The following is a 24082-nucleotide window of genomic DNA, read 5'->3' on the forward strand; positions in this document are numbered from 1 at the left end:
ATTGTAGAAAGGTACGTTACTGGTGTGGCTGCGTGTATGAGCATCGAACCCGCTGACTCTATGGATCTCACGGCCTACGTTGAGGCCATGGCAAAGCTTCTAGAGCTTCCTATTCCCAATGAGATTAAGCCGGGGGTAGTGGCCAATGTGGAGCATATTTTTGCGATCGCCCAGCCCGTGCTCACCTTCCCGCTGCCCGATACCGTCGAAAGTGCCGCCACTTTTGAACCATGACCCAACCGCCCGATGCTCTGGCCCTAGCCGCCGCCATTAAAGCTGGGGAACGGTCTGCTGCGACCGTAGTAGATGCGACGTTGGCCGATATCGCCACCCGCAACCCATCGCTGAACTGCTTTACGGAGGTGGTAGCAGAACGGGCGCGATCGCAGGCCCAGTCCATCGATCGTGCGATCGCCTCAGGCCACGACCCTGGCCCCCTGGCGGGCGTTCCCTTCGCCGTCAAAAACCTATTCGACATCGAGGGCATCACCACGAGCGCGGGGGCTAAGCTTAACGGTGGCAATGCTCCAGCGGTGCAGGATGCTACGGCGATCGCTCGCCTAGAGCAGGCCGGGGCGGTGCTGGTGGGCACGTTGAATATGGATGAGTACGCCTACGGCTTTGTTACCATCAACGCCCACTACGGCACCACCCCCAACCCCCACGACCCCAGCCGCATGGCGGGCGGTTCCTCGGGCGGGTCGGCGGCGGCAGTGGCAGCGGGGTTAGTTCCCTTTGCCCTGGGTTCTGACACCAATGGCTCGATTCGCGTGCCCGCCTCGCTGTGCGGCGTCTATGGCCTCAAGCCCACCTACGGGCGGCTGTCGCGGGCCGGGGCTTTTTTGTTTTCGAGCAGTTTAGACCACGTGGGGCCAATGGCCCGGACCCTCACCGACCTAGCTACGGTCTACGACACCATGCAGGGGCCAGACCCCGCCGACCCTGTCTGTACCCAACAGCCCCCAGACCCCGTTGCCCCTGTACTCACCCAAGGAATTGAAGGGCTGCGGCTGGCCCAGTTGGGCGGGCACTTTGAGCGCGGCATGGAGCCGCTGGTGCGCGACGTTTTAACCGAAGTGCTTCAAAGCCTAGGCATCTCTGAGCGGGTAGAATTTCCTGAAACCCACCGGGCCAGGGCCGCCGCCTACATCATCACCGCCTGCGAGGGCAGTCAGCTACATCTGGAGCGACTACGACAGAGCCCGATGGAGTTTGACCCGGCCACGCGCGATCGCTTTTTAGCTGGAGCGATGATCCCTGCCGCCTGGTATGTGCAGGCACAAAGGCTGCGGCGCTGGTACCGCGATCGCGTTCGCGAAATTTTCCAGCACTACGACGTGCTGATCGCCCCCACCACCCCCTGCGTTGCCCCACCCCTCGACCAAACCACAATCGACATTGACGGCGACAGCTACCCTTTGCGCCCCCACCTGGGCTTTTACACCCAGCCCCTCTCGTTTATTGGTCTGCCGGTGATCTCGGTGCCCATCCATCGCCCCGGCCAGATGCCCGTCGGTATTCAGCTGATCGCTGCCCCGTATCAGGAGGCGAAGTTGTTTCGAGTCGCTGCGAGCTTGGAGAGTGGGCGGGTAAGCAGGTAGGTGGGTGGATGGGTGGATGGGTGGATGGGTCCTCATACCAATCGTCTATGTCGCCAAGACGACACCCCCAACGATGAAAATTGTAGGGGGCATCCGCGCAGCGATGCACCGTCTCAGGGTTATTTTTAGAGCAAATCCGAGTTCCGTACGCCCGATTCCCAACCGGCGGATTGCGTAGGGGCAAACGGTGTTTGCCCAGCCCAACCGGGGCTAGCCCAGTCGGATTTAGTGTAAGTATCTACAGATTCCTGCGCACTAGGACGATGGCTTTAGGTTATGGCGTAGTTATTGAACCCCTAAGAATTTATGAGTTTGAAGACTAACGCGCCACTGGGGATGGTCTAAGACGTAGGCCAATACTCGATCGCGGCTGCCAGGTGTTTCCCACTCGGGTTGCAGCAGTTTGGCCACGGTGGATGACACTTGGGTGGCTTGCTGCTCGGCCCATGCCAAATCCACCTCATCCCCAATCACAACCTTAAGCTCGCTGGCATGGGCATAAATGCTGGCATGGGGAGGCTTAAATCGCTTGGGCGAAAACGTCACCCAGTCAAAGGTGCCGCTAAAGGGGTGCGCACCTGATGTCTCAAGGTGTGTCTCAAGACCCGCCTCTTTGAGTTGCCCAGTTAGAGCAGAAAGATCGTGCATCAACGGCTCTCCCCCGGTGATCACGACAATGGCAGGATTGGCGGATCGGGCTTCCGCAACCAAATCTTCAAGGGTTCTCAGCGGATGGCGCTTGGGGTTCCACGATGGCTTCGTGTCGCACCAGGGGCAACCCACGTCACACCCGGCCAACCGAATGAACCAGGCACTGGTGCCCGCCCACAGGCCCTCCCCTTGAATGGAGTGGAACGTTTCCACAATGGGCAGCGCCAAGGGTGAAGCTGCGGCTGTCTGAGGAACCGTGGTCGGGAAGGTCATTGTATCCATAGCGTGAACAGCACCCGACTGGATGCCTCCTTGAGTGTCAGTCATCTTCATACTCAACCCAAGAATTCGGCGTTTCAGAAACGGCCACTTTTAGCCGAATGCCTTCAGGCAGAGACTGCTTCGTCTTGTCATAGATGTACTGGGCAATCATCTCAGCCGTGGTTTCGTAGCCTTCGGGCAGCACATCATTTAGCAGGCAGTGATCTAACCCACCCTTAAGCAGGTCTTTCTTGGCCCAGCGCAAGGTCCGAAAGTCAGCCACCATGACCGGATGGGGGCAAAACTCTGACGCCCTCAGTTGAGATGTAGTAGCCTCAATCCGCACGCGATAGGTATGCCCATGCATCCGTCCGCAGGGGCCGTCATAGTCTTTGATGTAGTGGGCTGCATCAAAGGAAAATTCTGTTTTGACGGTCCACTTGGGCATAAGGTATGGCTTCAGTCAGGCTGGAGTACAAGCATTCTATCTTGAGAGCGTTGCTAACAATCACCCTCAAGATGGGGCTTGCTATTCTAGAACAAATCTAGATATAGCGTCGGGAAATGTGAATTTGAGTTGATTGACTCTATAAGTTGAGCCTACCCGATCCGTCTTACCGCCTACTCTTCACGCTTCAGCATCACCTTCGCCTCCTGTAGCCGCTCCAAATGGTGCTCTTCTAGCACGGGGTAGGCCAAGTCTAAGGATTGGAGCTTTTGGCGAATAAAGTTGGCCACCGCCATCCGGGTAAACCACTTGTGGTCAGCCGGAATAATATGCCACGGTGCCCAGTCGGTGCTGGTGTGGCTGAGAGCATCTTCATAGGCAATCCGGTAGTCGTCCCAATGGCCACGCTCTTTGGCATCGCCAACCGAAAACTTCCAGTTTTTGTCGGGGCGGTTAATACGCTTGAGAAACCGCTGTTTCTGTTCTTCCTTAGACACGTTGAGAAAGAACTTCATCACCAAGATGCCGTTGTTGACCAGATATTTTTCAAAGTTGTTGATGTCTTCAAACCGCTGCTGCCACAGGTTTTTGCTTTTCACACTGTCAGGCAGCTGTTGGGTATTCAGAATTTCAGGGTGTACCCGTACGATCAGCACTTCCTCGTAGTACGAGCGGTTAAACACGCCAATTTTGCCGCGTTCGGGCAGGGCTTTGCTGGCCCGCCACAGGTAGTCGTGGTCGAGTTCTTCACTGGAGGGCTGCTTGAAGCTGACCACGTGGCAGCCCTGGGGGTTAATGCCCGACATCACGTTTTTGATCGTGCTGTCTTTACCCGCCGCATCCATCGCCTGGAAGATCAGCAGCAGGGCGTAGGTGTTTTGGGCGTAGAGCACGTCCTGGAGGCTGGCCAGGTCTTCAACGGTTTGCCGAAGAATTTCTTTGGCCGCTTTTTTCTCAAAGTCACCGGTAAAGCCAGCGTCAAAGTCTTGGAGCTTGACCTGGCTGCCGGGCTGAACCCGCATTGCGTCTGGATTCAGATTGTCCAGAAAAGCGTCATAGTCCATGGCGAAGGTTTTAGAGGGCATCTCCTTCAGGTAAACGCGTTTTAGGGGAAGTTACCCAGGATTTAATAAACGTTTAGGGTAGATGGATGGATGGGTAGGGGTGATGCTGTTGAAACGAAGGAGTGAGGGGTGATGGCGGGGAATTACTTTACCGGGTGTGCGGTGTGGGCGTTTAAAGACTGGGTGGGTGATTTTTATCCCAAAGGCAGCAAAGCGGGGGATTTTTTGCGGCTCTATGGCGATCGCATGACCGCCGTTGAAGGCAATACCACCTTCTACTCTATGCCCGACGCCAAAACCGTTGAGCGCTGGGCGGCGACCATGCCCCCAGGGTTTCGGTTTTGCCCCAAGCTGCCCCGCGCCTTTTCCCACCAAGGCAAGCTGGTGCCCTTTATCGACGCATCTCACCAGTTTCTTCAGACCCTCACTCCCCTGGGCGAGCAACTGGGGCCGTTGTTCATTCAGCTGCCGCCCACCTACAGCCCCGAGCAGCTGGGCGACCTGCGAGAATTTTTGTCCCACTGGCCCCGGCAAACTCACCCCATTGCCGTGGAGGTGCGCCACCTGGGCTGGTTTGCCGACCCCTACGCCGCTCGACTCAATCAAATGCTCACCAGCCTGGGGGTGGGCCGGGTACTGCTCGATACCCGCCCGATCTACGACTGCATCAACACCCCTGACGACGACCCGCAGATTGGTTCAGAGCGCAAGAAACCCAGGGTGCCCCTCCAGCCCGAGGTGACTGCTCCCTTCACCATCGTTCGCTACATCAGCCACCCCGATCTGACCTACAACCAGCCCTACTTTGACGAATGGGTGCCCCGACTGCACCAGTGGCTAGGGTCGGGCACAGATATCTATTTCTTTGCCCACTGCCCCCAGGAGGCCAAGTCGCCTGCGGTGGCCCGCGAGGTCTATCACCGACTACAGCAGGTGGGGGCCAAGCTGCCCGAGCTACTGTGGGATCGGGCCGAAAAGCAAAGGGCTGAGGACGACGATGCCCCAGCCCAGCTCAGTTTGTTTGGATGATAGTTTTTTCTTAAAGGAAGCTTTAGAGCCTACGGACGGCTGATAGAGCTGTAGCCAGTCCGGTTAAGACATTTTCTCTAAGACCGTTTGAACGTTCTTAGGGTTCAGGATGTCCTAACCCCAGTGACTACGGCTGTATTAGTCGTTCTCCCAGTCTTCGCGGCCCATCAGGTCGCCAACGCGATCGCGCAGCAAGAACCCCGAAGACTCTAGCTCGGCCTCTACCAAGGCCCACTCTCGCGCCGGAATGTGGCGGCAGAGGGTATAAATGGGCTGCTGACGGCTCACAACACCCTTTTGAACCAGCTGTCGAGCTTCGTCACGAATGATGTCGATGGAATAGTGGAGGGACTGTAGCATGCCTAAAAACCAGTAACAACGAGGAGCTGCCAAGACATATGTCAAATAAGCCAGACAAGAATCTTTAGATTCCGTATCCCAGTTTACTGATAGTTTTTAGGGTTTGGCTAGCAGCTCTCGCTTATTCTCCCCTTAATCTTCTGGCTGTGCCATTAACAAATGCTGTAATTTCCTCGGGCGGCACTCGGAAAATTGTTACGGATATGCAACTTTAATACATTGAATCCCTCCGGCTAATCTCCTAAGGTGAGCAAGGGCCGATCGCCCTTGGATCGCCCTTGGAGCCACGACACAGACCTATTCGTTGACAATGACCAAACAACTCATTCTCTTTCGCCACGGCAAATCTAACTGGGATGCCAGCTATGGTCGCGATCGCGATCGCCCGGTGGCCGAGAGAGGCATAGCTGCCGCCAAAGCCATGGGCAAACTGCTGGCAGCAGCCGGCAAAGTACCTGATTTAGCCATCACCTCGTCGGCGGTGCGGGCTCGCACTACCCTAGAACTAGCCGCAGAAGCCGGAGGCTGGAGCTGCCCCCAAGCCGTCACCGACGACCTCTACGAAGCATCGATTAAGCAGGTGCTAGAGATCCTTCACCAACTGCCTAACCACCACCGTTCTGTCATGCTGGTTGGCCATCAACCGACCTGGTCCGACGCCATCACTTACTTTATGGGGGGTGGTACGGTGCACATGCCCACAGCGGCCATGGCCTGTCTCGAGTTTGAGGTTGCCACCTGGCCACAGGTCGAAGCGGGCCGGGGCACGCTGCTATGGCTCATGCCTCCCCGGTTGATTGTTAGCGAGTGAGGTGGGTTTTGCCCGCATGGGCCGTCTGTTTTGAATGAGAGTCTGCATTGGGGTAGGGAGACTCTGATGTGATTGGAACGGCCAGCGAGGCCGCCAGGTTTTGCCCTTCAACAATCACAACTCCCCTGGCCGTCTGGACATAGACCTTGCCATCTAAGGCATACACCAACGGTGCCAGGTTGGGGTCTACGGTTGCCTGGGCTGCCGCCATCGACGTAGGTGCTGGCGCAGTGGCAGGCTTGGGCAGCGCTACTGGCGGAGTCCAAAAACAGGTTTTTTCGGCCTCCCCCTGGTCATCTTTTTCTAGCCAAACCATCATGTCATCACCGTGGTGAACGGTTTCTCCGCGCAGGGTGTCAATGTAGAGGGTGCCGCTGTTGATGGCAATTTCGCGCACGGGATACCACTGCTGTTTGACCAGCACAAACAGATCGAACTGAAGCTGGCGATCGCGCAACCGACTCGCGTGCGACCACCACAGCTTCCAAAGCTGGCGAGACGGTCCATAGACAATGCGGTAACCATCAGGGATGGGATAGTGAGCGTAGTCTATGACCTGACGCTCTTTACCCTGTCCCGTCGGGATGAAGTGATGATCAAGTAGAATCTGGTGCAGCACGCCCGTGTAGTCGGTATTGGGGCGCACCTCTATGCGCGGTGGCAAGGCTGCATCGTAGGCCGTGGCCAACAGCGAGCCCCGGCGGCTCATCAGCTGGCGCAGATTGTTAGCAGGCTGAATGCGCAGCGATTGGTTTGCCTCTAGGGTGGCATCCCCTGACACAAACCACTGCAGCAGCGTGAGGTCATCGAGTGAAGTCATTTCAGGAACAAACGCAAGGAACGTGACGAAGGCAAACCCCTAGGTCATCCCATGAATACAACAGCTGTAAACCGTCCCATCAAGGCCAGTGCCCAAAGAGACATCGTTAGCTGCTCAAGCAAGCTTGCTAGGGTTAGCGACAGGGCAAATTACCCGGGGCTAGAGAGCTAAAAACTCTTCAAGGCCCCTATCTCAGGATCAAAAGCTCATCGCTCTCTACCCTTTACAGGGCACAGAAACCAAATCCGGTTTATTCTGACCCAAAGAAATGTGTTGTCATAATCACGATATTTGCATCGACGAAACTGGCTTAATCGAGACAACTTCTCGCTAACCCGTACCTCTCACCCAGCTCCAGAGTTCTCGGTATAGTGAAAAAATAGTGAGCTTAGAGATGTCATGACAACAGGAGTCAGCCCCCAGCACAATTTCCTCAGCACCAACGGCGTGCGCCTACACTATGTGCGCCAGGGTCAGGGGCCACTGATGCTCTTTCTCCACGGCTTTCCAGAGTTTTGGTACTCCTGGCGGCACCAACTCAACGCCTTTGCCGCCGACTACACCTGCGTTGCCCTCGATCTGCGTGGTTACAACGACAGCGATAAGCCCGAAGGGCTAGACGCCTACCGCCTAGATGTTCTGGTAGACGATGTGCGCGGCGCAATTGAGGCCCTTGGATACGATCGCGCCATTCTCGTAGGCCATGACTGGGGGGGCGCGATCGCCTGGGCCTTTGCCTACACCTACCCCCAACTACTTGAGTCCCTGATCGTGATGAACATTCCCCATCCGGCGAAGTTTGCCGAGGGGCTGCGGACCCCCCAGCAGCTGATAAAAAGCTGGTACATTGGCCTCTTTCAGCTACCACTACTGCCCGAACTGCTGCTGCAAGCGGGCAACTACTGGCTGATCGAGCAGGCTCTGCGGGGTATGGCGATTGACAAGAGCACCTTTAGCGATGCCGACCTAGACCGTTACAAAACCGCCGCTGCCAAACCCGGTGCCCTCACCGCCATGGTCAACTACTACCGGGCCTTTGCCCTCAGTGGCCAGTGGCAACAGTCTTGGGGTGTGCTCGCAGTGCCGACACTGATGATTTGGGGCGAAGACGATGCCGCCCTCGGCAAAGAACTCTCCACCGGCACCGAAGCATACGTCAGCAATCTACGACTGCGATACATTCCCCAGTGCAGCCACTGGGTGCAGCAAGAGAGACCCCAGCAGGTCAACGCTTTCATAACCGAATTTCTCGCCCTGCAACCCTGACCATCGCAGCCGACTTACAGAAAAAAGTGGCTCAAGCAGCTCTATAGCCATTTGCTAGAACCCCCCAAGATGGCTGGGGCAGCAGCGCCAGACTGGGCAATCCCGCTGAGGATACAGCCGCCGCTGTCGGCAATCCAGACCAGCGGCAGATTCGGGCATAACTAGCCCAGGCCTATACTAGGGAATACTAAAAACGGGGTGCGATCGCGCACAAGACCCTAGCCGCTGACCAGACGGTGCTCTCTCAGAGCGACCCAAAGTCCAGTCTCTCAGCGCCCCTTAAAGCGCGCTCATCACTTAGGTCCATCACCGAAGAGAGTGTCATAATCCACACTCCCGGCCCGTCAGGAAACAGTGTATAAAGATACGTATAAAGGTAAGTTAAGAAACCCGGTAAAGTTTTCACCCTTTCGGGGAAAATTTAAACGTAGAGCGTGATCTATCCCTAGCCACTGCCGAGTTCAGGTCAACCTCCCATGCTTCAGGATCCAAAAGCTGTTCGGTACTATCAGCGCATCACCGACGCCTTCGTCGACCAGTGGAACCGAGGCTATCGCACCAGCGAGCTACGCCTTTACCTCGAAGGCTATTTGGCCGCCTTGCGTCATTCCGATGCCCTCGAACCCTATTTGATTCATCGGCTCGAAGAAGATACTATTCGTTACCTCAACGACCCCTCAAATTTCGCCATTCCCCTGCCCGAACCTGAAATCTATTGACGTGACCCGCCGCTGATCTGACTCGGCGGTTTTTTTGTCGCTGCAAGACTTGGCATGCCCTGGGCTTTATGGCCTTTTGGGAATCGGGGTTGTGCAATTCGGATTTGATACAAATCACTAAAAAAGCTCCTGCCCTAGGGCAGGAGCTTTTTGTTTAGCCCGATGGGTTAACCTCTACCGTTAGTCGAGGTCGCCCATAGCAAGCACGGGTTCAGATTCGCGATCGATACCCTTCTCGAAGCCTGCTTCCGCCGCGCGGGCGCGACCAGCATGCCAGAGGTGGCCAATCAGGAAGAAGAAGCCCAGCACAAAGTGGGAGGTCGACAGCCACTGGCGGGGGTTCACGAAGTTAACGGAGTTAATTTCAGTGATCACACCACCCACCGAGTTGATCGAGGCGTTGGGCGCGTGAGTCATATACTCAGCAGCGCGGCGCACCTGCCAATCTTGGATGTCGTTGGTTAGCTTGTCGAGGTCAAGGCCGTTGGGGCCACGCAGGGGCTCCAACCAGGGACCTTGGAAGTCCCAGAAGCGCATGGTTTCACCGCCGAAGATGATCTCACCGGTAGGCGAGCGCATCAGGTACTTACCTAGACCGGTGGGGCCTTGGGCTGCACCGATGTTGGCACCCAGGCGCATGTCGCGCACCAGGAAGGTCATCGCTTGAGCCTGAGACGACTCGGCGTTGGTGGGGCCGTAGAACTCAGAGGGATAAGCGGTGTTGTTGAACCACACGTAGCAGGAGGCGATAAAGCCCATCAGCGACAGAGCACCGAGGCTGTAGGACAGGTAAGCTTCACCCGACCAAATCAGCGCGCGTCGCGCCCAGCCGAAAGGCTTGGTCAGAATGTGCCAGATGCCGCCGCCAATGCAGATCAGGCCAACCCAGATGTGGCCACCAATGATGTCTTCCATGTTGTTGACGCCGACGATCCAGCCGTCGCCACCAAAGGGAGACCCTAGCAAGTAGCCAAAGATCACAGCGGGGTTGAGGGTGGGGTTGGTGATGACGCGCACGTCGCCACCGCCCGGTGCCCAGGTGTCGTAAACACCGCCAAAGACACAGGCCTTCAGCACCAGCAACAGCGCACCACAACCCAGCAGAATCAGGTGGTAGCCGATGATGTTGGTCATCTGGTTCTTGTCTTTCCAGTCGTAGCCGAAGAAGGAAGAATACTCTTCCAGTACTTCGGGGCCGCGTAGGGCGTGGTAAACACCACCGAGACCCAGCACAGCGGAGGAAATCAGGTGAAGTACACCAACCACAAAGTAGGGGAAGGTGTTGATCACTTCACCGCCAGGGCCAACGCCCCAGCCCAGAGTGGCCAGGTGAGGCAACAGAATAAAGCCCTGCTCATACAGAGGCTTATCGGGAACAAAGTGAGCGACTTCGAACAGGGTCATAGCCCCTGCCCAGAACACAATCAGACCAGCGTGGGCCACGTGGGCACCCAGCAGCTTGCCAGATAAATTAATCAAGCGAGCGTTACCAGACCACCAGGCAAAGCCGGTAGATTCTTGGTCGCGCCCAGCAATATACGAGTTGCTAGAGAGCGTTACCACGGGGGAGTACCTCTTCGGGGAATACAAACTTCTCATGGGGCTGGTCGGTCGGTGCCATCCAGGCCCGGATACCTTCGTTCAGCAAGATGTTCTTGGTGTAGAAGGTCTCAAACTCGGGGTCTTCCGCCGCCCGAATCTCTTGCGACACAAAGTCGTAGGCCCGCAGGTTTAGACCTAGACCCACGACACCCACCGCACTCATCCACAGGCCGGTAACCGGCACAAACAACATGAAAAAGTGCAGCCAGCGCTTGTTGGAGAAGGCAATACCAAAAATCTGCGACCAGAATCGGTTCGCCGTCACCATCGAGTAGGTCTCTTCAGCCTGGGTCGGCTCAAAAGCTCGGAAGGTGTTCGCGTTCTCACCATCTTTGAACAAGGTGTTCTCAACAGTGGCTCCGTGAATGGCGCACAGCAGCGCTCCACCCAAGACACCCGCTACTCCCATCATGTGGAAGGGGTTCAAGGTCCAGTTGTGGAAGCCCTGGAAGAACAGCAGAAATCGGAAAATCGCCGCTACGCCGAAGCTAGGCGCAAAAAACCAGCTCGACTGACCCAAGGGGTACATCAGAAAGACGCTGACAAATACCGCAATCGGTGCCGAGAAGGCGATGGCGTTGTACGGCCGTAGACCCACTAATCGGGCCACTTCAAACTGTCGGAGCATGAAGCCGATCAGACCGAAGGCACCGTGTAGAGCAACAAAGCTCCACAACCCGCCCAGTTGGAACCAGCGGACGAGGTCGCCCTGGGCTTCGGGACCCCACAGCAGCAGCAGGGAATGACCCAGGCTGTTGGCGGGGGTAGAAACGGCAACGGTCAAAAAGTTGGCACCTTCCAGGTATGACGACGCGAGGCCGTGGGTGTACCAGGAGGTCACAAAGGTGGTGCCGGTCAGCCAGCCACCTACCGCCATGAAGGCGCAGGGGAACAGCAAGATGCCGGACCAACCGATAAACACAAAGCGATCGCGCTTTAGCCAGTCGTCAAGGACGTCGAACCATCCTCGCTGGGCTTGCGCGCGTCCCATTGCTATGGTCATGTCAAATCCTCTTTATATGACATCCAATCCATAAGGTCGCGACTCTGTTGGATCCAAACCAGTTCTAGGGGGAACCGGGTCTGGCAGAGTATCACCTCAAAGCAGGGGTTAATAACTACTAAGTATTCCAGATATTAGAGCCAGGACGAAAAAATTCCTCACCTAATAACGATCCCCCTTGCTTGAGTCGCACCAGCAACCCCTGAAGCAAGCTTCGAGAGGCCAGGTTTCTATTTATGATAAGGAGTGTTCTAAATTTTTACAATCTGACATGTAAATTCTCAGGCTAATCGTTCGAGCCTTTGCCCTGGCGACCGGGGTAAAGCGCCGGTGCCCTGATCGACGGAGGGCCGCTGGGGTTTAGACTAGATCTACCCGTTGTACATATAACGACGGCTGGGGTTGGTTAAGGGTAGGGTTTGATGAGAACCAGTGCTTCCCAACGCGACCCAAATTTGATGTCTGCCCCGGCCAGCTGACTGCTTTTCCTTAGCATTTGTCAATAATTTCCCTCGTTAATATCTATGACCGCCTCCATTTCTTCGACTCAACCTCAGCTTTTGCAGCGCACTGTGCTGGGAGCCCGTCGCCTGAGCAATATTTTCTGGGCTACGGTGCTAACCCTGGGTGGGCTAGGCTTTGCCCTGGCCGGAGCCTCTAGCTACCTGAAAAAAAATCTGCTGCCCTTTGCCGACCCCACCCAGCTGGTGTTTATTCCCCAAGGAATTGCCATGGGCTTTTACGGGGTAGTCGCGATCGGGCTAGCGACCTTTCTGTGGGTGGTGATTGCCCTGAACGTAGGTGGTGGCTACAACAGTTTTGATAAAGACAGCAATCGACTTCAGATCGTGCGCCACGGGTTTTGGGGCGAAAATCGTCTGATTGAAATCGAGCATCCTCTACAAGAAGTGACGGCAGTTCGGGTAGCCATCAAGGAAGGGCTCAATCCCAAACGTACCCTCTACCTGCGGATTAAAGGGCGGCCCGATATTCCTCTAACCCGTGTTGGGCAGCCGATTCCGCTAGCTGACCTAGAGAATCAGGGGGCTGAACTGGCGCGGTTTTTGCAGGTGCCCTTAGAAGGGCTGTAGGCGTTTGCTCTCCCAGAACTCGATAGCCCTCCCCCCGTTGCCAATGCCGTGAGATAACATGGGGGGTCGGTTGAACTCTTAGGAATCGATCTACTGATGGCTCTCTCTATGCGCCCTTTTACCCTGGCCCTGGCGGCTGCACTCACCCTCTGGCTGGGTGCCTGCACCAATTCCGCCAATCTGGAAACACCGACTGGCGATGCGTCCCCGGCCCCTGGGGTGGCAGACGTAGCGGCAGCTCCATCTGGTCTGCCGGTGTTAGACGGCACCGCCACGGTGGAAATGGTGGTGAACGGCAGCCCGATTGTGATGGAGCTAGACGGTGCCAATGCCCCTATTACCGCCGGTAACTTTGTGGACTTGGTCAATCGGGGTGTGTACGACGACCTGGTGTTTCACCGGGTGGTGCGCGACCCCCAGCCTTTTGTGGCCCAGGGCGGCGACCCCCAGAGCAAAGACCCCAATGTGCCCGCCCAACAGCTGGGGACCGGCAGCTTTGTCGATCCTGACACCCAGGCCCCTCGCTACGTGCCGTTAGAAATTAAGCCTGCTGGGGCAGCAGAACCGATCTATAGCCAGACCTTTGAAGAGGCTCGGATTGCAGAAACCCCTGAATTGCCCCACACGCGCGGCGCGGTGGCGATGGCGCGATCGCAGGCGGTAGACTCGGCCTCGGCTCAGTTCTATATCACCCTGGCGGAGCTGCCCTTTTTGGACGGCAGCTATGCGGTGTTTGGCTACGTCACCAGCGGCATGGATGTAGTGGATGCCATTCAACAGGGCGATCGCATCGAGTCAGCGCGGGTAATCGACGGGCTGGAGAATCTCAGGACTGAGTAGGCAGAACCTCAAGGGGCAGCGGGTTGTTGTCAGCGGATTGGGGTTGGTCACAGCCCTGGGTACTACAGCAGCTTCGACCTGGGAGGGTTTGCTGGCGGGGAAATCGGGCATTCATATGGGGCAGCCGTTCTCGGAGCTACCGCCTCGCCCTTTGGCCATGGTGGGCAATGCGCCCGCCGATTTGGAGGATTTGCTGGGGTTGGCGGTGGCCGAGGCGATCGCCGATGCCCACTTAGATCTACCTCTGCCAGACTGTGGCGTGGTGATTGGCTCTAGCCGCAGCTTTCAAAGTCGCTGGGAGCGTATGGCCCGTCAGCCCGACTGGGCCGGGAATCCTTGGCTGGAGTCGTTGCCCCATATGGGGGCGATCGCCGTTGCCCGCCAGATCCAATCCCTCGGTCCGGTGCTGGCTCCGATGGCGGCCTGTGCCACGGGGCTGACAGCAATCTTTCAGGGCTACGAATTGGTGCGGCGGGGGCAGTGCGATCGCGCCATTGTCGGTGCCGCCGAAGCGCCCATTACACCGCTCACCCTGGCGGGCTTTGAGCAGCTAGGGGCGCTAGCCACCACGGGCTGCTATCCCTTTGACCCAGAGCGAGAAGGGCTGGCACTGGGGGAAGGGGCAGCGGTGCTGGTGCTGGAATCGGAGGCGGCTTGGCGGGCGCGATCGGGGCCACCTCCCTATGGCCACATTCTGGGGGCTGGGTTGAGTGCCGACGCCTACCACCGCACCGCCCCAGACCCAGAGCTGAGGGGTAGCCGTTTGGCCCTAAAGAATTGTCTCTATTACAGCGGCCTAAACCCGGATCAGGTGGGCTATATTCACGCCCACGGCACAGGTACCCAGCTCAACGATGACCACGAGGTACGGCTGATCGAGTCGGGGTTTGCTCAGCTGCCGTGGATGAGTTCGACTAAGGGAGCGACGGGGCATACGCTGGGAGCCTCGGGGGCGATCGGTGCGGCGCTGTGTCTGCTGGCGCTGCGGCACGGAGTGCTGCCGCCGAATGTGGGCGATCGCGGCAAGAGTATTTATCCCAACCTAGTGATAGAACCAACTGCCACAGTGTTGAACGCGGCTCTGTGCTTTAGCTTTGGCTTTGGGGGTCAGAATGGGGTGCTGGCTTTAGGGCGAAAGCAGCCCTAGCGGTTTAGCCGAAGCTGCTAAAAAACTTCATGGCCATCTGGGGCAGGTGACTGACCTCAAACCAAAGCTGCTTGGGGGGAATGCCAAACAGGTATTGCAGGGCGGCAACAATTACCACCATGCCAGCGAGGGGGACCAGCCCGACGCTCAAGATTCTGAAGAACAGCTGGGATGCTAAAACCACAACGGCGATCGCCGCCACAAGCAGCACCAGTTGAGAATCGACAGTATTAAACAGAGAATCCATAGAATCTGAAGCCCTTTAGGGGATAACGAAAAATTTGAGCAAATTCACGCCATAGTATCCCAAGGTACCGCCCAGAGTTGTTACAGCGATCACGAAGGGTTTGCAGATAGCTCGATGTTGGGGCCTTCCGCCACCAGAGGCAGCTTTGGCCGTCAGGTATCCAGCTCATCCCGACTCAAGAAGGTGAACAGCCAAGATGACGACTCCACAATCAGCCTTCAAAACCAAGCCTTGATCCTAGGCAATTTCATTAAAAACATAGACCATCGCCGCCATGGCCAGCACGGTGACAACGGTGCCTACCACTTCTACCCCCATAGAGGCGCGACGGTGGGCGGGCCGCAGCCAAAAATTGAGCCACCGCACAATGCGCGGCATCACCACCAGGGTGAAGACGCAGGTGGTAATCAGGTTATTGGCCAGCATGGCGCTGGCGGGGTCCCAGTCTTCAAACAGGCCCAGACGCTCGAGAATAAAGCCCTGCACCATGATGATCGGGTACAGGCCCAGCACCACCGCCAGAATTTCTTTCCAGGCCGGGGGGCCAAGCCCGTTCAGTTCGGCCCCGGCTTCGTTACTAAACCAGCCCTGCATGCCGGTCTCAAAGGAGGTGAATTTGTAGGACATAAAAATGTCGCGCCCAGCTTTGAGTAGAGCCTCGCGATCGCTTGACTGCAACCACTGCCGCAGCTGGTCGGGCTGCTCAAAGTGCAGCACCGTGTACCACTTGAGGCAGCCCTTCTGCACGGCCAGAGGACGATAGCGGTCGGCTCGCAAGAACCCCTGCGATCGCTGGGCCGTCTTCACCATACGGCGGTGCCAGCTGCGAAAGGCCCAGTTTTTGTTGCTCGGCACGATGTACTCAATGATGACACTGGGGCTGGGCAGATCGGGGCTGGCATCTTTGCCCAGCAGTGCCCCCAGTCCGTCCGCTGTCGCCAACCGCCGATTGAGTCGATCCTTCAGCCGGATGATAGTTGCCGTCACCGATTCCTGTAGAGCCATGATGCCCGAGTGTCCTTTAGAAGCCCATCACCGGAGGCTGTATTCAGTATACAGTCGCTGATATTGAGTATCGATTAAATATCGCATCTTCAACCATAGGTCGATCGTTTGATCAATCAGACTATCTAAGGGCAGATTATTCGCGTAGTCAGGCTAAGACCCGGAATTTTTCTGGGGCATCGCCGCCGGTCACATAGCCGCCCTGCTGTTTGATAACAGTGAGATTGGCGATCGCAGCTTCGCCAATCAGTTCCCCCGCCACAATAGCCGGTATGCCAGGGGGGTAGGCCGAAATCGTATCGGCACTAATGCGACCCAGAGCAGCGCTAGCGCCAACGGTTTCGATCGCAGCAAAGAACGCCTCGCGGGGCGACACCACGGGCAGGGTGAAGGACACATCTTGTTCGATCGGGAGTTGTTGCCACCCTGTGTTCACGGCCGCCAGGTGTCCAGCAGATTGCCCAGCAGATTGCTCTGCCAGGGTTTGAAAGCCTGCTATACCATGCCGCACATCCTCCAGAGCATTGCCCAGACTGACGATGAACGTCAGGTGCCGCAGCTCCGGTAGCTCAGCGGTAACGCCCAGTTCGTTGTGGAGAATGTCATCGGCCTCTAGCCCCGTTAGCCCCAGGCCCGACACATCCACCGTCAGCCGGGTCAAGTCTAGATCGCTGACGCTAGAGAAAGCGGTCACCGCCGTGTCCATCACCCCCAAACCGGGGATTGCCGCCAGTTCCCTTCGCAGTTGCTGGGCTAGATCTAGGGTGTTAGACAGTAGCGCCTTGCCCTCAGTCGCCATTTGGTGACGGGCCGCATCGAGCGACGCCAGCAATAAAGCATTGGGACTGGTGGATTGGGTAAGCTGGAGGGCCGCTTGCAGACGGGGCTGAGCCAGGCGGTTTCCCCGCGTGTGGAGCATCGCCGCCTGGCTCAGCGCCCCCAGCACCTTGTGGGTTGACTGCACTACCAGGTCAGCCCCCAGAGCCAGCGCCGGGGTGGGCAGGTCGGGGTGAAAGGCGAAGTGGGGGCCGTGGGCCTCATCGATGAGGAGGGGAATGCCGTGGGAATGGGCTAGGGCTGCGATCGCCCCCACATCCGAGCAAACCCCGTGGTACGTGGGCGACACCAGCAACACCGCGCGGGTGTCAGGGTGGTGGGCCAGGGCAGCGGCCACCGTTTCGGCCTTTACCCCCAGCACCAAACCCAGGTCTGAGCTGTATTCTGGAGCCACAAACACCGGCATGGCCCCCGCCAGCACCAGCCCCGCCACCACCGAGCGATGGGCGTTGCGCGGCACGATAATTTTGTCCCCCGGACCGCAGGTGGCGAGAATGGCCGCCTCAATGCCGCAGGTCGAACCATTGGCAAGAAAGTAGGTGCGATCGGCTCCAAAGGCCTCAGCAGCTAGTTCTTGCGCCTCAAGAATGACGCCCTCTGGGGCAAACAGATTGTCCAACTCCGGCAGCTCGGGCAAATCCGCCGCCAGCGCGGCTTCCCCCAGTAATTCTCTCAGCCGAAGGGATGCCCCCTGCCCCCGCTTGTGCCCCGGCGCATAAAACGCCGCATGGGGCCGTTGGCTACTGGCCTGCAACGCCGAGAGAATAGGGGTTTGCGACTGATCGAGCATGGCTGCGCAAGGGATCGACAGGTCTGGCCGTGTAGCGTTTTGCGTTCTTGATGAGATGTTCTTTAAGCAAAACCTGATTCCCCGGTTTTTCGCCGTCAAACACCCATCATGTACCCCCTTAAAAAGGGAGGCAGGGGGGATCTCATTAAGGGGGCAGGGGGATCTCCGCCCGCGCTACCCATGCCAGATTCGCTATAGTCTGAGATGCAGATCTGGAGAATATCCCATGGCAAAAGCTACCTGGAACGGCGTTGTACTGGCTGAGAGCGACGCCTGCGAAGTCGTGGAAGGCAACCAATACTTCCCCCCCGACTCGCTGAATATGGACTACTTTAAGTCGATCAGCAAAACCACCGGCTGCCCCTGGAAAGGCACCGCTAACTACTACGACATCGTGGTCAATGGCGAAACCAATGCCGGTGCCGCCTGGTACTACGCCGAGCCCAAATCTGCTGCGAACAACATCAAGGGCTACGTGGCGTTTTACAGCAATAAGGTGAAGGTAGAAGTGTGAAGAGGTGAAGAGGTGAAGGCGTGAAGAGGTGAAGGCGTGAAGAGGTGAAGGCGTGAAGAGGTGAAGGCGTGAAGAGGTGAAGGCGTGAAGAGGTGAAGGTGTGAAGAGGTAATGCCGGGTTTACCCCTTCACTTCTTCACTTCTTCACCTCTTCACCTCTCTACTACTACGCTTTCTTCAGCCAGCTAAACATGGCCCGCAGATCCTTACCCACCTCTTCAATCGGGTGCTCGGCTTCGCGGCGGCGCATGGCGGTAAACCCGGCATTACCCGACTGGCTTTCGAGCACAAACTCGCGGGCAAACTGGCCGGTCTGAATTTCCTTCAGCACCTTGCGCATTTCGGCACGGGTTTCGTCGGTGATGATGCGGGGGCCACGGGTGTAGTCGCCGTACTCAGCGGTGTTAGAGATGCTGTCGCGCATTTTGGCTAGACCGCCCTCGACCACCAGATCCACAATTAGCTTGACTTCGTGCAGGCACTCAAAGTAAGCCAGCTCGGGCTGGTAGCCCGCATTTACCAGGGTTTCGAATCCGGCTTTGATCAGCTCGCTGAGGCCGCCGCAGAGCACCACTTGCTCACCAAACAGGTCAGTCTCGGTTTCTTCTCTAAAGGTGGTTTCGAGAATACCGGCGCGGGTGCCGCCGATGCCCTTGGCGTAGGCCATGGCGCGATCGCGGGCTTGACCCGTAGCATCTTGATACACCGCAAACAGGCAGGGCACGCCCTGGCCCTCTTGGTAGGTGCGGCGCACCAGGTGACCGGGGCCTTTGGGGGCCACCATCACCACATCGACATCTTCGGGGGGCACAATCTGGCCAAAGTTGATGTTAAAGCCGTGGGCAAATAGCAGCACGTTGCCCGCTTCGAGGTTGGGGGCAATAGACTCTTTATAGATGGTGCGCTGCACTTCGTCGGGCAGCAAAATCATGATCCAGTCGGCCAGCTTGACGGCATCGGCGACGGGCTTGACGGTCAGCCCTTCGGCCTCGGCCTTAGCGGTGGAGCGGCTGCCTTCGTACAGACCCACAATCACGTTGACGCCGCTGTCTTTGAGGTTGAGGGCGTGGGCATGGCCCTGGGAGCCGTAGCCGATAATGGCGACGGTTTTGCCGTTGAGCAAGTCTAAGTTGGCGTCACTGTCGTAATACATGCGGGCCATGGGGTTCTCCTTGAAGTTGACGGGCTGCGGTGTTTTGTTAGCAAGCTCTTGATTCTACCAAACTTAGGGGGCTAGCCAAAATCTCTCAAATCATGATCTGGTCTGCGGCAATTGGCATTGGGTAGATTAGCCAGCTCTCTAGCGACGAATCCATTTGGTGAGAATGCGCATGGGCTGGCCGGTGAGGGGGTCGAGCTGGGGTTTACGACCGGCGCGGGGTTCGGCGAAGCCGATGCTGTGGAGAGGGGCGATGACTAGCTCCATGTTGGTGGCGGTGCCGATGAGCATGACGCGCACGGGTTCGCGGGGGTCGGCGGGCTCTGCGCTGGGTGGGTTGCTAGAGGGTGGCAGGTTATAGATTTCGCTGTGATGGAGGGAATCCAGACCTCCGAGTTTTTAAAAAACTCGGAGGTCGTTTGCCGCAAGAAACTGCCGAAGGGTGCGAAATTCATTGCAGAATGCGACACTGTGGAATCGAGTCGCCATGAAGAGAACTTTAAGGCGATCGAGAAACCATACCGTTCTTTCTATACAGAGCGGTAATTACCGAGCAGTATAGTATGTCTGGCCAAAGTCAGCAAGCCACGCTGATGGATTTGCGTACCCGTGCAGGTTTGACCCGCCGCGAGGTGGCAAATGCACTAGGAATTACCGAAAAAACGGTCTACGTATGGGAAACCAGCGATAATCCGCCCAAAATGACGGTTTATCAGGTTCAAAAGCTATTGGAGATTCTTAGCTGTACGTTGGATGAGTTAGCGATCGCTACGACGAAGTAGAGTTGCATGTTGGGAAGCATCTCTCAAACGATTGAATCTAAAGAGATGAGTCTGTCAAACGAGAACAGTTAGTGTTACGGACAGTTCAACAAGCCACAACTGTCCTTCCTAAGATCAGCCGACGACCGTTGATCACAGTTATTGATGGCAACTGAAAGTCAAAGCCTCACAGGGTTTGGACGGTTAATCACTGCCCTACATGACAAGTGCTGAGAAGGCATTCACACACCCGACGCGAGGAACTCTACAGATTCTTAACACTTGTAGAGAAGAAACCAAGAACAAATAAGCTATAGTACAAATGTTCTTTGTGCTCAAGTGCGATACATACTTAGGATTTTCTAGATTACTTCTCTTGTGCAAGGACTCAGGGTGCTTTACCACATCATTTTGAAGTTTAAGGACCTCTTTTATGCTTTTCTCTTCAAAAAAGCTAGTTCAGGATCTGGTTTGCCAGTATCAAGCAGCTAAAAACTTTGACTACAATGAAATGGCAACTATTCAAGTTTCTTTAATTGAGAAGCTCTGTTCAAATGCTTCTAAAGAAGCATTTGAGGCCATAAGTCAGATCATGACATCTAGCTATAATCATGAATATCTAGATTTTGCAATACCAGAAATTCTTGCGAAGCATCTTCATGAAAATAATGTTTGGGAACGTGAATCTGCATTAGCAGCTCTTATCACTGGAATGAAGGAGGGGCATAACGAAATCATACGTGATGCTTGCATTCAAAAGTTGGCAGAATCTCAACAGGTTGATGTGTACTATACCTTGCTGGAGTATCGTAATTTTCTACTTTTGGACGAAGCTAATCGTCCAAAATATTGGTCTTTCTTACTTAGAAGCGTTAACGCTGCCGCTACGGCTTTAACTCCCTATGTTGAAGAGTCATTAAGGGTGCCAATCCAGTTGCTGCGCCAAAACCAGCCAATATAATCCCTCAACCAGTTTAGTTTTTGATTTAAACACTCAAGCTATCGGTGATAAACGTTGGAAGGGTTGTCGTAGATGATCTTTTGCGGCTTTCACTCAAGAATGCAATTTAGAGCACTTCTTAGAGGGCGTTTGAAAAGGGTTAGGGGTGTAGCGAATTAGGCCAAGCGCCTGAGCATAATGCGAATCATGGCAATGTGGAGCATCGCTTCGGCGTTTTCAGGCAGCTGCTCATAATCCTGAACCAGGCGACGAGACCAGCGCCACCAGCCAAAGGTGCGCTCGACCACCCAGCGTTTTTTGAGCAAGACAAAACCCTTCGATTCTTGAGGTCGCAAGACGACGTGGACAATCCAACCCAAGGTATCCATGACCCATTGCAAAAAGATGGGGCCGCTATACCCGCCGTCGGTCCAGACTAGATAGACCCGTGCTGCCCGTTCACCCATCTGATGGAGCTTTTGCAGGGCCTGTTGACCTCCGGCTCGTTCGGGAACGCTAGCGGCGGTGACCACAACGGCCATCATCAAGCCCAGGGTATCGACCACCAGATGTCGCTTTCGTCCTTTGGTCGCTTTGGCCACGTCATCGCCCACTGAGCGATGCACCATCGGTGCGGCGGCAACGCTTTGACTGTCCAAAATCACTTCCGACGGGCTCTCGGGACGGTCATGGAGAGCATCCCAGGTACCGTCTTTGACCCAGTTACGGTAGTAGGTGTACACCGTTTGCCACGCCGGAAAGTCGCCGGGCAAGTCCCGCCAACTACACCCTTGAGCCACCAGATAGAAAATGGCATTGAGCACGGCCCACAGACAAACGCTTCGGGGTCGTCCTCCCGGCTTCGCCGCTGGCAGTAGCGGCTCAATCAACTCAAACTGGTCACGAGTCAAATTGCTGGTGTAGGCTTTACTCATCGCTCTCACGGGGCTGTAATCTTAGTAATCTCAGCCTAGACCGTGTGAGCTTTTTTACTGCCCAATTAACTTCTCAAACGCCCTCTTAGAAAGTGGGTTTCGAGCCTCTTGCTACTCAGGTCAAGATTTTGACTTGTGTGAGCCGTATTTCAGAAAACGCCCTATTTTATCCGGATTCATTGTTGGGCGACTGAATACTGAAATGCAAGCCTCAGGCAAGGAGCTAGAATACATGTACATGAATGCCCAGGAAATAACAACTGAAATTGAAGAAATAAACAGCTTTTTATCAGAAAAGATTGATCGTGGCGAGTTCATTTTCAACGATGAGATATATGAGCTTCTAACTCGCCTTCTGGAATTAGTCAAAAGAGTTGCTTCATATAAAAGTCCTGAGCTAGTTAATAAGATTTCGGAAATTCTATTTGAGATAGAAAGTGATGAGGATTTTACATAGCTGAATGTCCTTAAAAAATTACAGTCGATTAAGATCGTTCTTAAGTTCGCTTATAAAGTGAGTTAGATACCTTCGAGCGGTTTCTTTATTATCTTGTAAGACAATACCGATTTCATTTGAGCTATCGTATGATTTCAATATTTCTTGTTCCAAAAAATTGAGCAATCCTTCGTAAGGCGTTTTCTCTTCTAATGCTCGAGACTTTCTCAATCGAGGCCTTTCGCCTGTTTTTAAAGACAGGCAAATTATATTAAGATAAGACTCCATGTCTTGCTGAATCTCCTTGTCCTTGCTGACGGGTATAAAGTCTCTGTACATTGAAAGTGTTATAAGTGTGGCTTTTTCGGCCCATCTTTCTTTTTCTTTTTTAGCATTCAGCCATTCAGACAAGCTTCTGGCAACAATCTTCTGATTCCCAATACCCCTCAAGTTTCTGTCGATTCCTTGAAAGAGTTCTACGTTTGTGTTGCTATTTTTAGCCTTGATCTCTTGAACGCTAATAAGACTTTCTTGATCAAACGCTGTAGGATGTTTTCTTGTAGACTCAGTAGAGCCCTGCTTATTCTTCGTGAACATCCAAGCAGTTGCTAAAAGACAGGCAATTGCTACTGCCAATAGTATCCCTTTTTCAAGAGTACTTTCTCCTGGCTTTATCTCAGATCCAAGAATATTAAGTTGAGTGCCGGATGCTAGTACGATAAAGAAAGCAGAAAGTGTTAGCGGAATTAAAAATTCACGACCATATAGGAAGTGAATAGCTTTTTCGGTAAAACTGTTCTTTTCTGGGACATCTTCTTCATTTCTGTCGCTCATTTTAGACTGTTTCTCTTAGTATTTTTTCTTTTAGGAAGTGAATTCATCTTGTTTGGCACTATCTTGTGTGAAAGGATATATAGCCATTTTTCTAAGAGTTATCATACAACAGCTTCCCAAATACATTTATAGCGGCTACCGGACGGATGAGGTACAGCTTCACTCATAGAAGCCTTGCAGTTTTTAGGTTTAGAGCGATGCCCCCTACCTCATCCGAGTAAGAACCGCTATATATCGCCAGCAACAGTAGTTAGTAAACGTGGGATTCTTCACCTAGAGCAATGATGCACTGAAAAGCACTCACTGCAAACGTCTGCTTATCACGGCCATAGCATTTTCCATAGCTGGCTTTGGGGCTAACAACTCCCTGCGATCGCTGGCCCGCTGCAATTGTGACAAGGACTGTAACGTCTTCCTACAATTAGAGAGGGCGTTTTCTTAAAGATTCTAAACCAATGACCGCTACTGCTGAACTCGCCACCTTTGGGGCCGGATGCTTTTGGGGCGTAGAAGCCGCCTTTCGCAAACTCGACGGCGTAATCGACACCTCCGTCGGCTACATGGGCGGCCACTTCGAGAACCCCTGCTACCTCGACGTGCTCTCTCGCATCACCGGCCACGCCGAAGTCTGTCAGGTGCAGTTTGACCCCGCCGAGATTTCCTACGACGCTCTGCTCGATACCTTTTGGCGCATCCACGACCCCACCAGCCTCAACCGCCAGGGGGCCGATCGCGGCGAGCAGTACCGCTCGGTAATTTTTTGCCACACCCCCGAGCAAGGCAAAGCCGCCCGCCTGGCCAAAAACACCCTGCAAGACTCGGGCCACTATCCCCAGCCCATCGTCACCCAGATCGAACCCGCCAGTGCCTACTGGCTTGCCTCAGCAGAACACCAGCGATACTTTGGTTAA

The 24082-nt window shown here is 55.2% G+C and carries 28 protein-coding genes; 14 read left to right on the forward strand and 14 right to left on the reverse strand.

Annotated elements, in window-relative coordinates:
* Positions 1-36 precede the first annotated feature (36 nt).
* Both RRF56_RS07050 and RRF56_RS07055 read left to right on the forward strand, forming a co-directional pair.
* Positions 37-234: a DUF4089 domain-containing protein gene (locus tag RRF56_RS07050; protein ID WP_317036929.1), complete on the forward strand. Its 198-nt coding sequence runs from the start codon at positions 37-39 to the stop codon at positions 232-234.
* Positions 231-1601: an AtzE family amidohydrolase gene (locus RRF56_RS07055; protein ID WP_317036930.1), complete on the forward strand. Its 1371-nt coding sequence runs from the start codon at positions 231-233 to the stop codon at positions 1599-1601. Before RRF56_RS07050 ends, RRF56_RS07055 begins: the two co-directional genes overlap by 4 nt.
* 285 nt (positions 1602-1886) lie before the next feature.
* Here RRF56_RS07055 and RRF56_RS07060 read toward each other — a convergent pair whose 3' ends face one another.
* The 3 genes from RRF56_RS07060 to RRF56_RS07070 all read right to left on the reverse strand — a co-directional run bounded on the left by RRF56_RS07060 (position 1887) and on the right by RRF56_RS07070 (position 4025).
* Complete coding sequence (locus tag RRF56_RS07060; protein ID WP_410510579.1) at positions 1887-2525, reverse strand: 7-carboxy-7-deazaguanine synthase QueE; 639 nt, start codon at positions 2523-2525, stop codon at positions 1887-1889.
* Positions 2526-2571: 46 nt separating this feature from the next.
* Positions 2572-2961: a 6-carboxytetrahydropterin synthase gene (locus tag RRF56_RS07065; RefSeq protein ID WP_317036932.1), complete on the reverse strand. Its 390-nt coding sequence runs from the start codon at positions 2959-2961 to the stop codon at positions 2572-2574.
* A gap of 173 nt (positions 2962-3134) precedes the next feature.
* On the reverse strand, positions 3135-4025 hold the full coding sequence (locus tag RRF56_RS07070) for a polyphosphate kinase 2 family protein (RefSeq protein WP_410510580.1): 891 nt from the start codon (positions 4023-4025) through the stop codon (positions 3135-3137).
* Between the two features lie 132 nt (positions 4026-4157).
* On the opposite strand from RRF56_RS07070, the gene RRF56_RS07075 reads away from it, so the two are divergent.
* Positions 4158-5054 carry a DUF72 domain-containing protein gene (locus RRF56_RS07075; RefSeq protein ID WP_317036934.1) on the forward strand — a complete coding sequence of 299 codons (897 nt, stop codon included), beginning with the start codon at positions 4158-4160 and terminating at the stop codon, positions 5052-5054.
* Positions 5055-5192: 138 nt separating this feature from the next.
* Here RRF56_RS07075 and RRF56_RS07080 read toward each other — a convergent pair whose 3' ends face one another.
* Complete coding sequence (locus tag RRF56_RS07080; protein ID WP_317036935.1) at positions 5193-5414, reverse strand: DUF4327 family protein; 222 nt, start codon at positions 5412-5414, stop codon at positions 5193-5195.
* Between the two features lie 310 nt (positions 5415-5724).
* Here RRF56_RS07080 and RRF56_RS07085 point away from each other — a divergent pair, with 310 nt between their 5' ends.
* Complete coding sequence (locus tag RRF56_RS07085; RefSeq protein ID WP_317036936.1) at positions 5725-6225, forward strand: histidine phosphatase family protein; 501 nt, start codon at positions 5725-5727, stop codon at positions 6223-6225.
* On the opposite strand, the gene RRF56_RS07090 is transcribed toward RRF56_RS07085, so the two are convergent.
* Entirely contained in the window at positions 6215-7045 is an 831-nt protein-coding gene (locus RRF56_RS07090) for a hypothetical protein (RefSeq protein WP_317036937.1), read from the reverse strand. The two genes, RRF56_RS07085 and RRF56_RS07090, sit on opposite strands and share 11 nt — an antisense overlap.
* Positions 7046-7444: 399 nt before the next feature.
* On the opposite strand from RRF56_RS07090, the gene RRF56_RS07095 reads away from it, so the two are divergent.
* Positions 7445-8311, forward strand: coding sequence for an alpha/beta hydrolase (locus RRF56_RS07095; RefSeq protein ID WP_317036938.1), 867 nt, complete (start codon positions 7445-7447; stop codon positions 8309-8311).
* 476 nt (positions 8312-8787) lie between these two features.
* The gene (locus RRF56_RS07100) at positions 8788-9030 is read left to right on the forward strand and encodes a DUF6761 family protein (RefSeq protein WP_317036939.1); all 243 of its coding nucleotides are present in this window, start codon (positions 8788-8790) and stop codon (positions 9028-9030) included.
* Between the two features lie 180 nt (positions 9031-9210).
* Here the strand turns inward: RRF56_RS07100 and psbC are convergent, their stop codons facing one another.
* Positions 9211-10593, reverse strand: a complete 1383-nt coding sequence (gene psbC / locus RRF56_RS07105) for a photosystem II reaction center protein CP43 (protein WP_317036940.1) — start codon at positions 10591-10593, stop codon at positions 9211-9213.
* Positions 10577-11635 (reverse strand): photosystem II D2 protein (photosystem q(a) protein), encoded by a 1059-nt coding sequence (gene psbD, locus RRF56_RS07110; RefSeq protein ID WP_317035180.1) that lies wholly within the window; start codon positions 11633-11635, stop codon positions 10577-10579. Before psbD ends, psbC begins: the two co-directional genes overlap by 17 nt.
* 524 nt (positions 11636-12159) lie before the next feature.
* Between psbD and RRF56_RS07115 the strand changes: the two genes are divergently transcribed.
* From RRF56_RS07115 to RRF56_RS07125, 3 genes are all read left to right on the forward strand, one after another.
* Positions 12160-12726, forward strand: a complete 567-nt coding sequence (locus RRF56_RS07115) for a photosystem I assembly protein Ycf4 (protein ID WP_317036941.1) — start codon at positions 12160-12162, stop codon at positions 12724-12726.
* A gap of 108 nt (positions 12727-12834) precedes the next feature.
* Positions 12835-13566 carry a peptidylprolyl isomerase gene (locus RRF56_RS07120; protein WP_317036942.1) on the forward strand — a complete coding sequence of 244 codons (732 nt, stop codon included), beginning with the start codon at positions 12835-12837 and terminating at the stop codon, positions 13564-13566.
* Positions 13559-14713 (forward strand): beta-ketoacyl-ACP synthase, encoded by a 1155-nt coding sequence (locus RRF56_RS07125; RefSeq protein ID WP_317038345.1) that lies wholly within the window; start codon positions 13559-13561, stop codon positions 14711-14713. Before RRF56_RS07120 ends, RRF56_RS07125 begins: the two co-directional genes overlap by 8 nt.
* A gap of 4 nt (positions 14714-14717) precedes the next feature.
* Here the strand turns inward: RRF56_RS07125 and RRF56_RS07130 are convergent, their stop codons facing one another.
* The 3 genes from RRF56_RS07130 to RRF56_RS07140 all read right to left on the reverse strand — a co-directional run bounded on the left by RRF56_RS07130 (position 14718) and on the right by RRF56_RS07140 (position 17592).
* Entirely contained in the window at positions 14718-14960 is a 243-nt protein-coding gene (locus RRF56_RS07130) for a hypothetical protein (RefSeq protein WP_317036943.1), read from the reverse strand.
* 237 nt (positions 14961-15197) lie between these two features.
* On the reverse strand, positions 15198-15965 hold the full coding sequence (locus tag RRF56_RS07135) for a hypothetical protein (protein ID WP_317036944.1): 768 nt from the start codon (positions 15963-15965) through the stop codon (positions 15198-15200).
* A gap of 148 nt (positions 15966-16113) precedes the next feature.
* On the reverse strand, positions 16114-17592 hold the full coding sequence (locus tag RRF56_RS07140) for an aminotransferase class I/II-fold pyridoxal phosphate-dependent enzyme (RefSeq protein WP_317036945.1): 1479 nt from the start codon (positions 17590-17592) through the stop codon (positions 16114-16116).
* Positions 17593-17818: 226 nt separating this feature from the next.
* On the opposite strand from RRF56_RS07140, the gene RRF56_RS07145 reads away from it, so the two are divergent.
* Entirely contained in the window at positions 17819-18106 is a 288-nt protein-coding gene (locus RRF56_RS07145) for a DUF427 domain-containing protein (protein ID WP_317036946.1), read from the forward strand.
* Positions 18107-18272: 166 nt separating this feature from the next.
* Here the strand turns inward: RRF56_RS07145 and ilvC are convergent, their stop codons facing one another.
* Both ilvC and RRF56_RS07155 read right to left on the reverse strand, forming a co-directional pair.
* On the reverse strand, positions 18273-19268 hold the full coding sequence (gene ilvC, locus RRF56_RS07150) for a ketol-acid reductoisomerase (protein WP_317036947.1): 996 nt from the start codon (positions 19266-19268) through the stop codon (positions 18273-18275).
* A 138-nt stretch (positions 19269-19406) separates the two neighbouring features.
* A complete protein-coding gene (locus RRF56_RS07155) occupies positions 19407-19565 on the reverse strand; it encodes a hypothetical protein (protein ID WP_317036948.1) in 159 nt (52 codons plus the stop codon).
* Between the two features lie 263 nt (positions 19566-19828).
* Between RRF56_RS07155 and RRF56_RS07160 the strand changes: the two genes are divergently transcribed.
* Together RRF56_RS07160 and RRF56_RS07165 are read left to right on the forward strand one after the other, a co-directional pair.
* The gene (locus RRF56_RS07160; protein ID WP_317036949.1) at positions 19829-20047 is read left to right on the forward strand and encodes a helix-turn-helix transcriptional regulator; all 219 of its coding nucleotides are present in this window, start codon (positions 19829-19831) and stop codon (positions 20045-20047) included.
* 412 nt (positions 20048-20459) lie between these two features.
* Positions 20460-20987, forward strand: a complete 528-nt coding sequence (locus RRF56_RS07165; protein ID WP_317036950.1) for a hypothetical protein — start codon at positions 20460-20462, stop codon at positions 20985-20987.
* Positions 20988-21142: 155 nt separating this feature from the next.
* Here RRF56_RS07165 and RRF56_RS07170 read toward each other — a convergent pair whose 3' ends face one another.
* Complete coding sequence (locus tag RRF56_RS07170; protein ID WP_317036951.1) at positions 21143-21901, reverse strand: IS5 family transposase; 759 nt, start codon at positions 21899-21901, stop codon at positions 21143-21145.
* Between the two features lie 232 nt (positions 21902-22133).
* On the opposite strand from RRF56_RS07170, the gene RRF56_RS07175 reads away from it, so the two are divergent.
* Entirely contained in the window at positions 22134-22358 is a 225-nt protein-coding gene (locus tag RRF56_RS07175; protein WP_317036952.1) for a hypothetical protein, read from the forward strand.
* 18 nt (positions 22359-22376) lie between these two features.
* Here the strand turns inward: RRF56_RS07175 and RRF56_RS07180 are convergent, their stop codons facing one another.
* Positions 22377-23171, reverse strand: coding sequence for a hypothetical protein (locus tag RRF56_RS07180; RefSeq protein WP_317036953.1), 795 nt, complete (start codon positions 23169-23171; stop codon positions 22377-22379).
* Between the two features lie 455 nt (positions 23172-23626).
* On the opposite strand from RRF56_RS07180, the gene msrA reads away from it, so the two are divergent.
* Positions 23627-24082 carry a peptide-methionine (S)-S-oxide reductase MsrA gene (msrA, locus tag RRF56_RS07185; RefSeq protein ID WP_317036954.1) on the forward strand — a complete coding sequence of 152 codons (456 nt, stop codon included), beginning with the start codon at positions 23627-23629 and terminating at the stop codon, positions 24080-24082.

It is taken from the genome of Nodosilinea sp. E11 (genome assembly GCF_032813545.1).
Lineage (GTDB): Bacteria > Cyanobacteriota > Cyanobacteriia > Phormidesmidales > Phormidesmidaceae > Nodosilinea.

Bases quoted from the DNA above. Each gene is read 5' to 3' on its own strand.
- RRF56_RS07140 (WP_317036945.1), bottom strand. From the start codon at position 17,592: ATGCTCGATCAGTCGCAAACCCCTATTCTCTCGGCGTTGCAGGCCAGT.
- RRF56_RS07050 (WP_317036929.1), top strand. From the start codon at position 37: ATGAGCATCGAACCCGCTGACTCTATGGATCTCACGGCCTACGTTGAG.
- RRF56_RS07070 (WP_410510580.1), bottom strand. From the start codon at position 4,025: ATGGACTATGACGCTTTTCTGGACAATCTGAATCCAGACGCAATGCGG.
- RRF56_RS07080 (WP_317036935.1), bottom strand. From the start codon at position 5,414: ATGCTACAGTCCCTCCACTATTCCATCGACATCATTCGTGACGAAGCT.
- RRF56_RS07180 (WP_317036953.1), bottom strand. From the start codon at position 23,171: ATGAGCGACAGAAATGAAGAAGATGTCCCAGAAAAGAACAGTTTTACC.
- RRF56_RS07100 (WP_317036939.1), top strand. From the start codon at position 8,788: ATGCTTCAGGATCCAAAAGCTGTTCGGTACTATCAGCGCATCACCGAC.
- RRF56_RS07065 (WP_317036932.1), bottom strand. From the start codon at position 2,961: ATGCCCAAGTGGACCGTCAAAACAGAATTTTCCTTTGATGCAGCCCAC.
- RRF56_RS07055 (WP_317036930.1), top strand. From the start codon at position 231: ATGACCCAACCGCCCGATGCTCTGGCCCTAGCCGCCGCCATTAAAGCT.
- RRF56_RS07115 (WP_317036941.1), top strand. From the start codon at position 12,160: ATGACCGCCTCCATTTCTTCGACTCAACCTCAGCTTTTGCAGCGCACT.
- RRF56_RS07060 (WP_410510579.1), bottom strand. From the start codon at position 2,525: ATGACCTTCCCGACCACGGTTCCTCAGACAGCCGCAGCTTCACCCTTG.
- RRF56_RS07120 (WP_317036942.1), top strand. From the start codon at position 12,835: ATGCGCCCTTTTACCCTGGCCCTGGCGGCTGCACTCACCCTCTGGCTG.
- RRF56_RS07175 (WP_317036952.1), top strand. From the start codon at position 22,134: ATGTACATGAATGCCCAGGAAATAACAACTGAAATTGAAGAAATAAAC.
- RRF56_RS07085 (WP_317036936.1), top strand. From the start codon at position 5,725: ATGACCAAACAACTCATTCTCTTTCGCCACGGCAAATCTAACTGGGAT.
- RRF56_RS07165 (WP_317036950.1), top strand. From the start codon at position 20,460: ATGCTTTTCTCTTCAAAAAAGCTAGTTCAGGATCTGGTTTGCCAGTAT.
- ilvC (WP_317036947.1), bottom strand. From the start codon at position 19,268: ATGGCCCGCATGTATTACGACAGTGACGCCAACTTAGACTTGCTCAAC.
- RRF56_RS07170 (WP_317036951.1), bottom strand. From the start codon at position 21,901: ATGAGTAAAGCCTACACCAGCAATTTGACTCGTGACCAGTTTGAGTTG.
- RRF56_RS07075 (WP_317036934.1), top strand. From the start codon at position 4,158: ATGGCGGGGAATTACTTTACCGGGTGTGCGGTGTGGGCGTTTAAAGAC.
- RRF56_RS07135 (WP_317036944.1), bottom strand. From the start codon at position 15,965: ATGGCTCTACAGGAATCGGTGACGGCAACTATCATCCGGCTGAAGGAT.
- RRF56_RS07160 (WP_317036949.1), top strand. From the start codon at position 19,829: ATGTCTGGCCAAAGTCAGCAAGCCACGCTGATGGATTTGCGTACCCGT.
- psbD (WP_317035180.1), bottom strand. From the start codon at position 11,635: ATGACCATAGCAATGGGACGCGCGCAAGCCCAGCGAGGATGGTTCGAC.
- RRF56_RS07095 (WP_317036938.1), top strand. From the start codon at position 7,445: ATGACAACAGGAGTCAGCCCCCAGCACAATTTCCTCAGCACCAACGGC.
- msrA (WP_317036954.1), top strand. From the start codon at position 23,627: ATGACCGCTACTGCTGAACTCGCCACCTTTGGGGCCGGATGCTTTTGG.
- RRF56_RS07130 (WP_317036943.1), bottom strand. From the start codon at position 14,960: ATGGATTCTCTGTTTAATACTGTCGATTCTCAACTGGTGCTGCTTGTG.
- RRF56_RS07090 (WP_317036937.1), bottom strand. From the start codon at position 7,045: ATGACTTCACTCGATGACCTCACGCTGCTGCAGTGGTTTGTGTCAGGG.
- RRF56_RS07145 (WP_317036946.1), top strand. From the start codon at position 17,819: ATGGCAAAAGCTACCTGGAACGGCGTTGTACTGGCTGAGAGCGACGCC.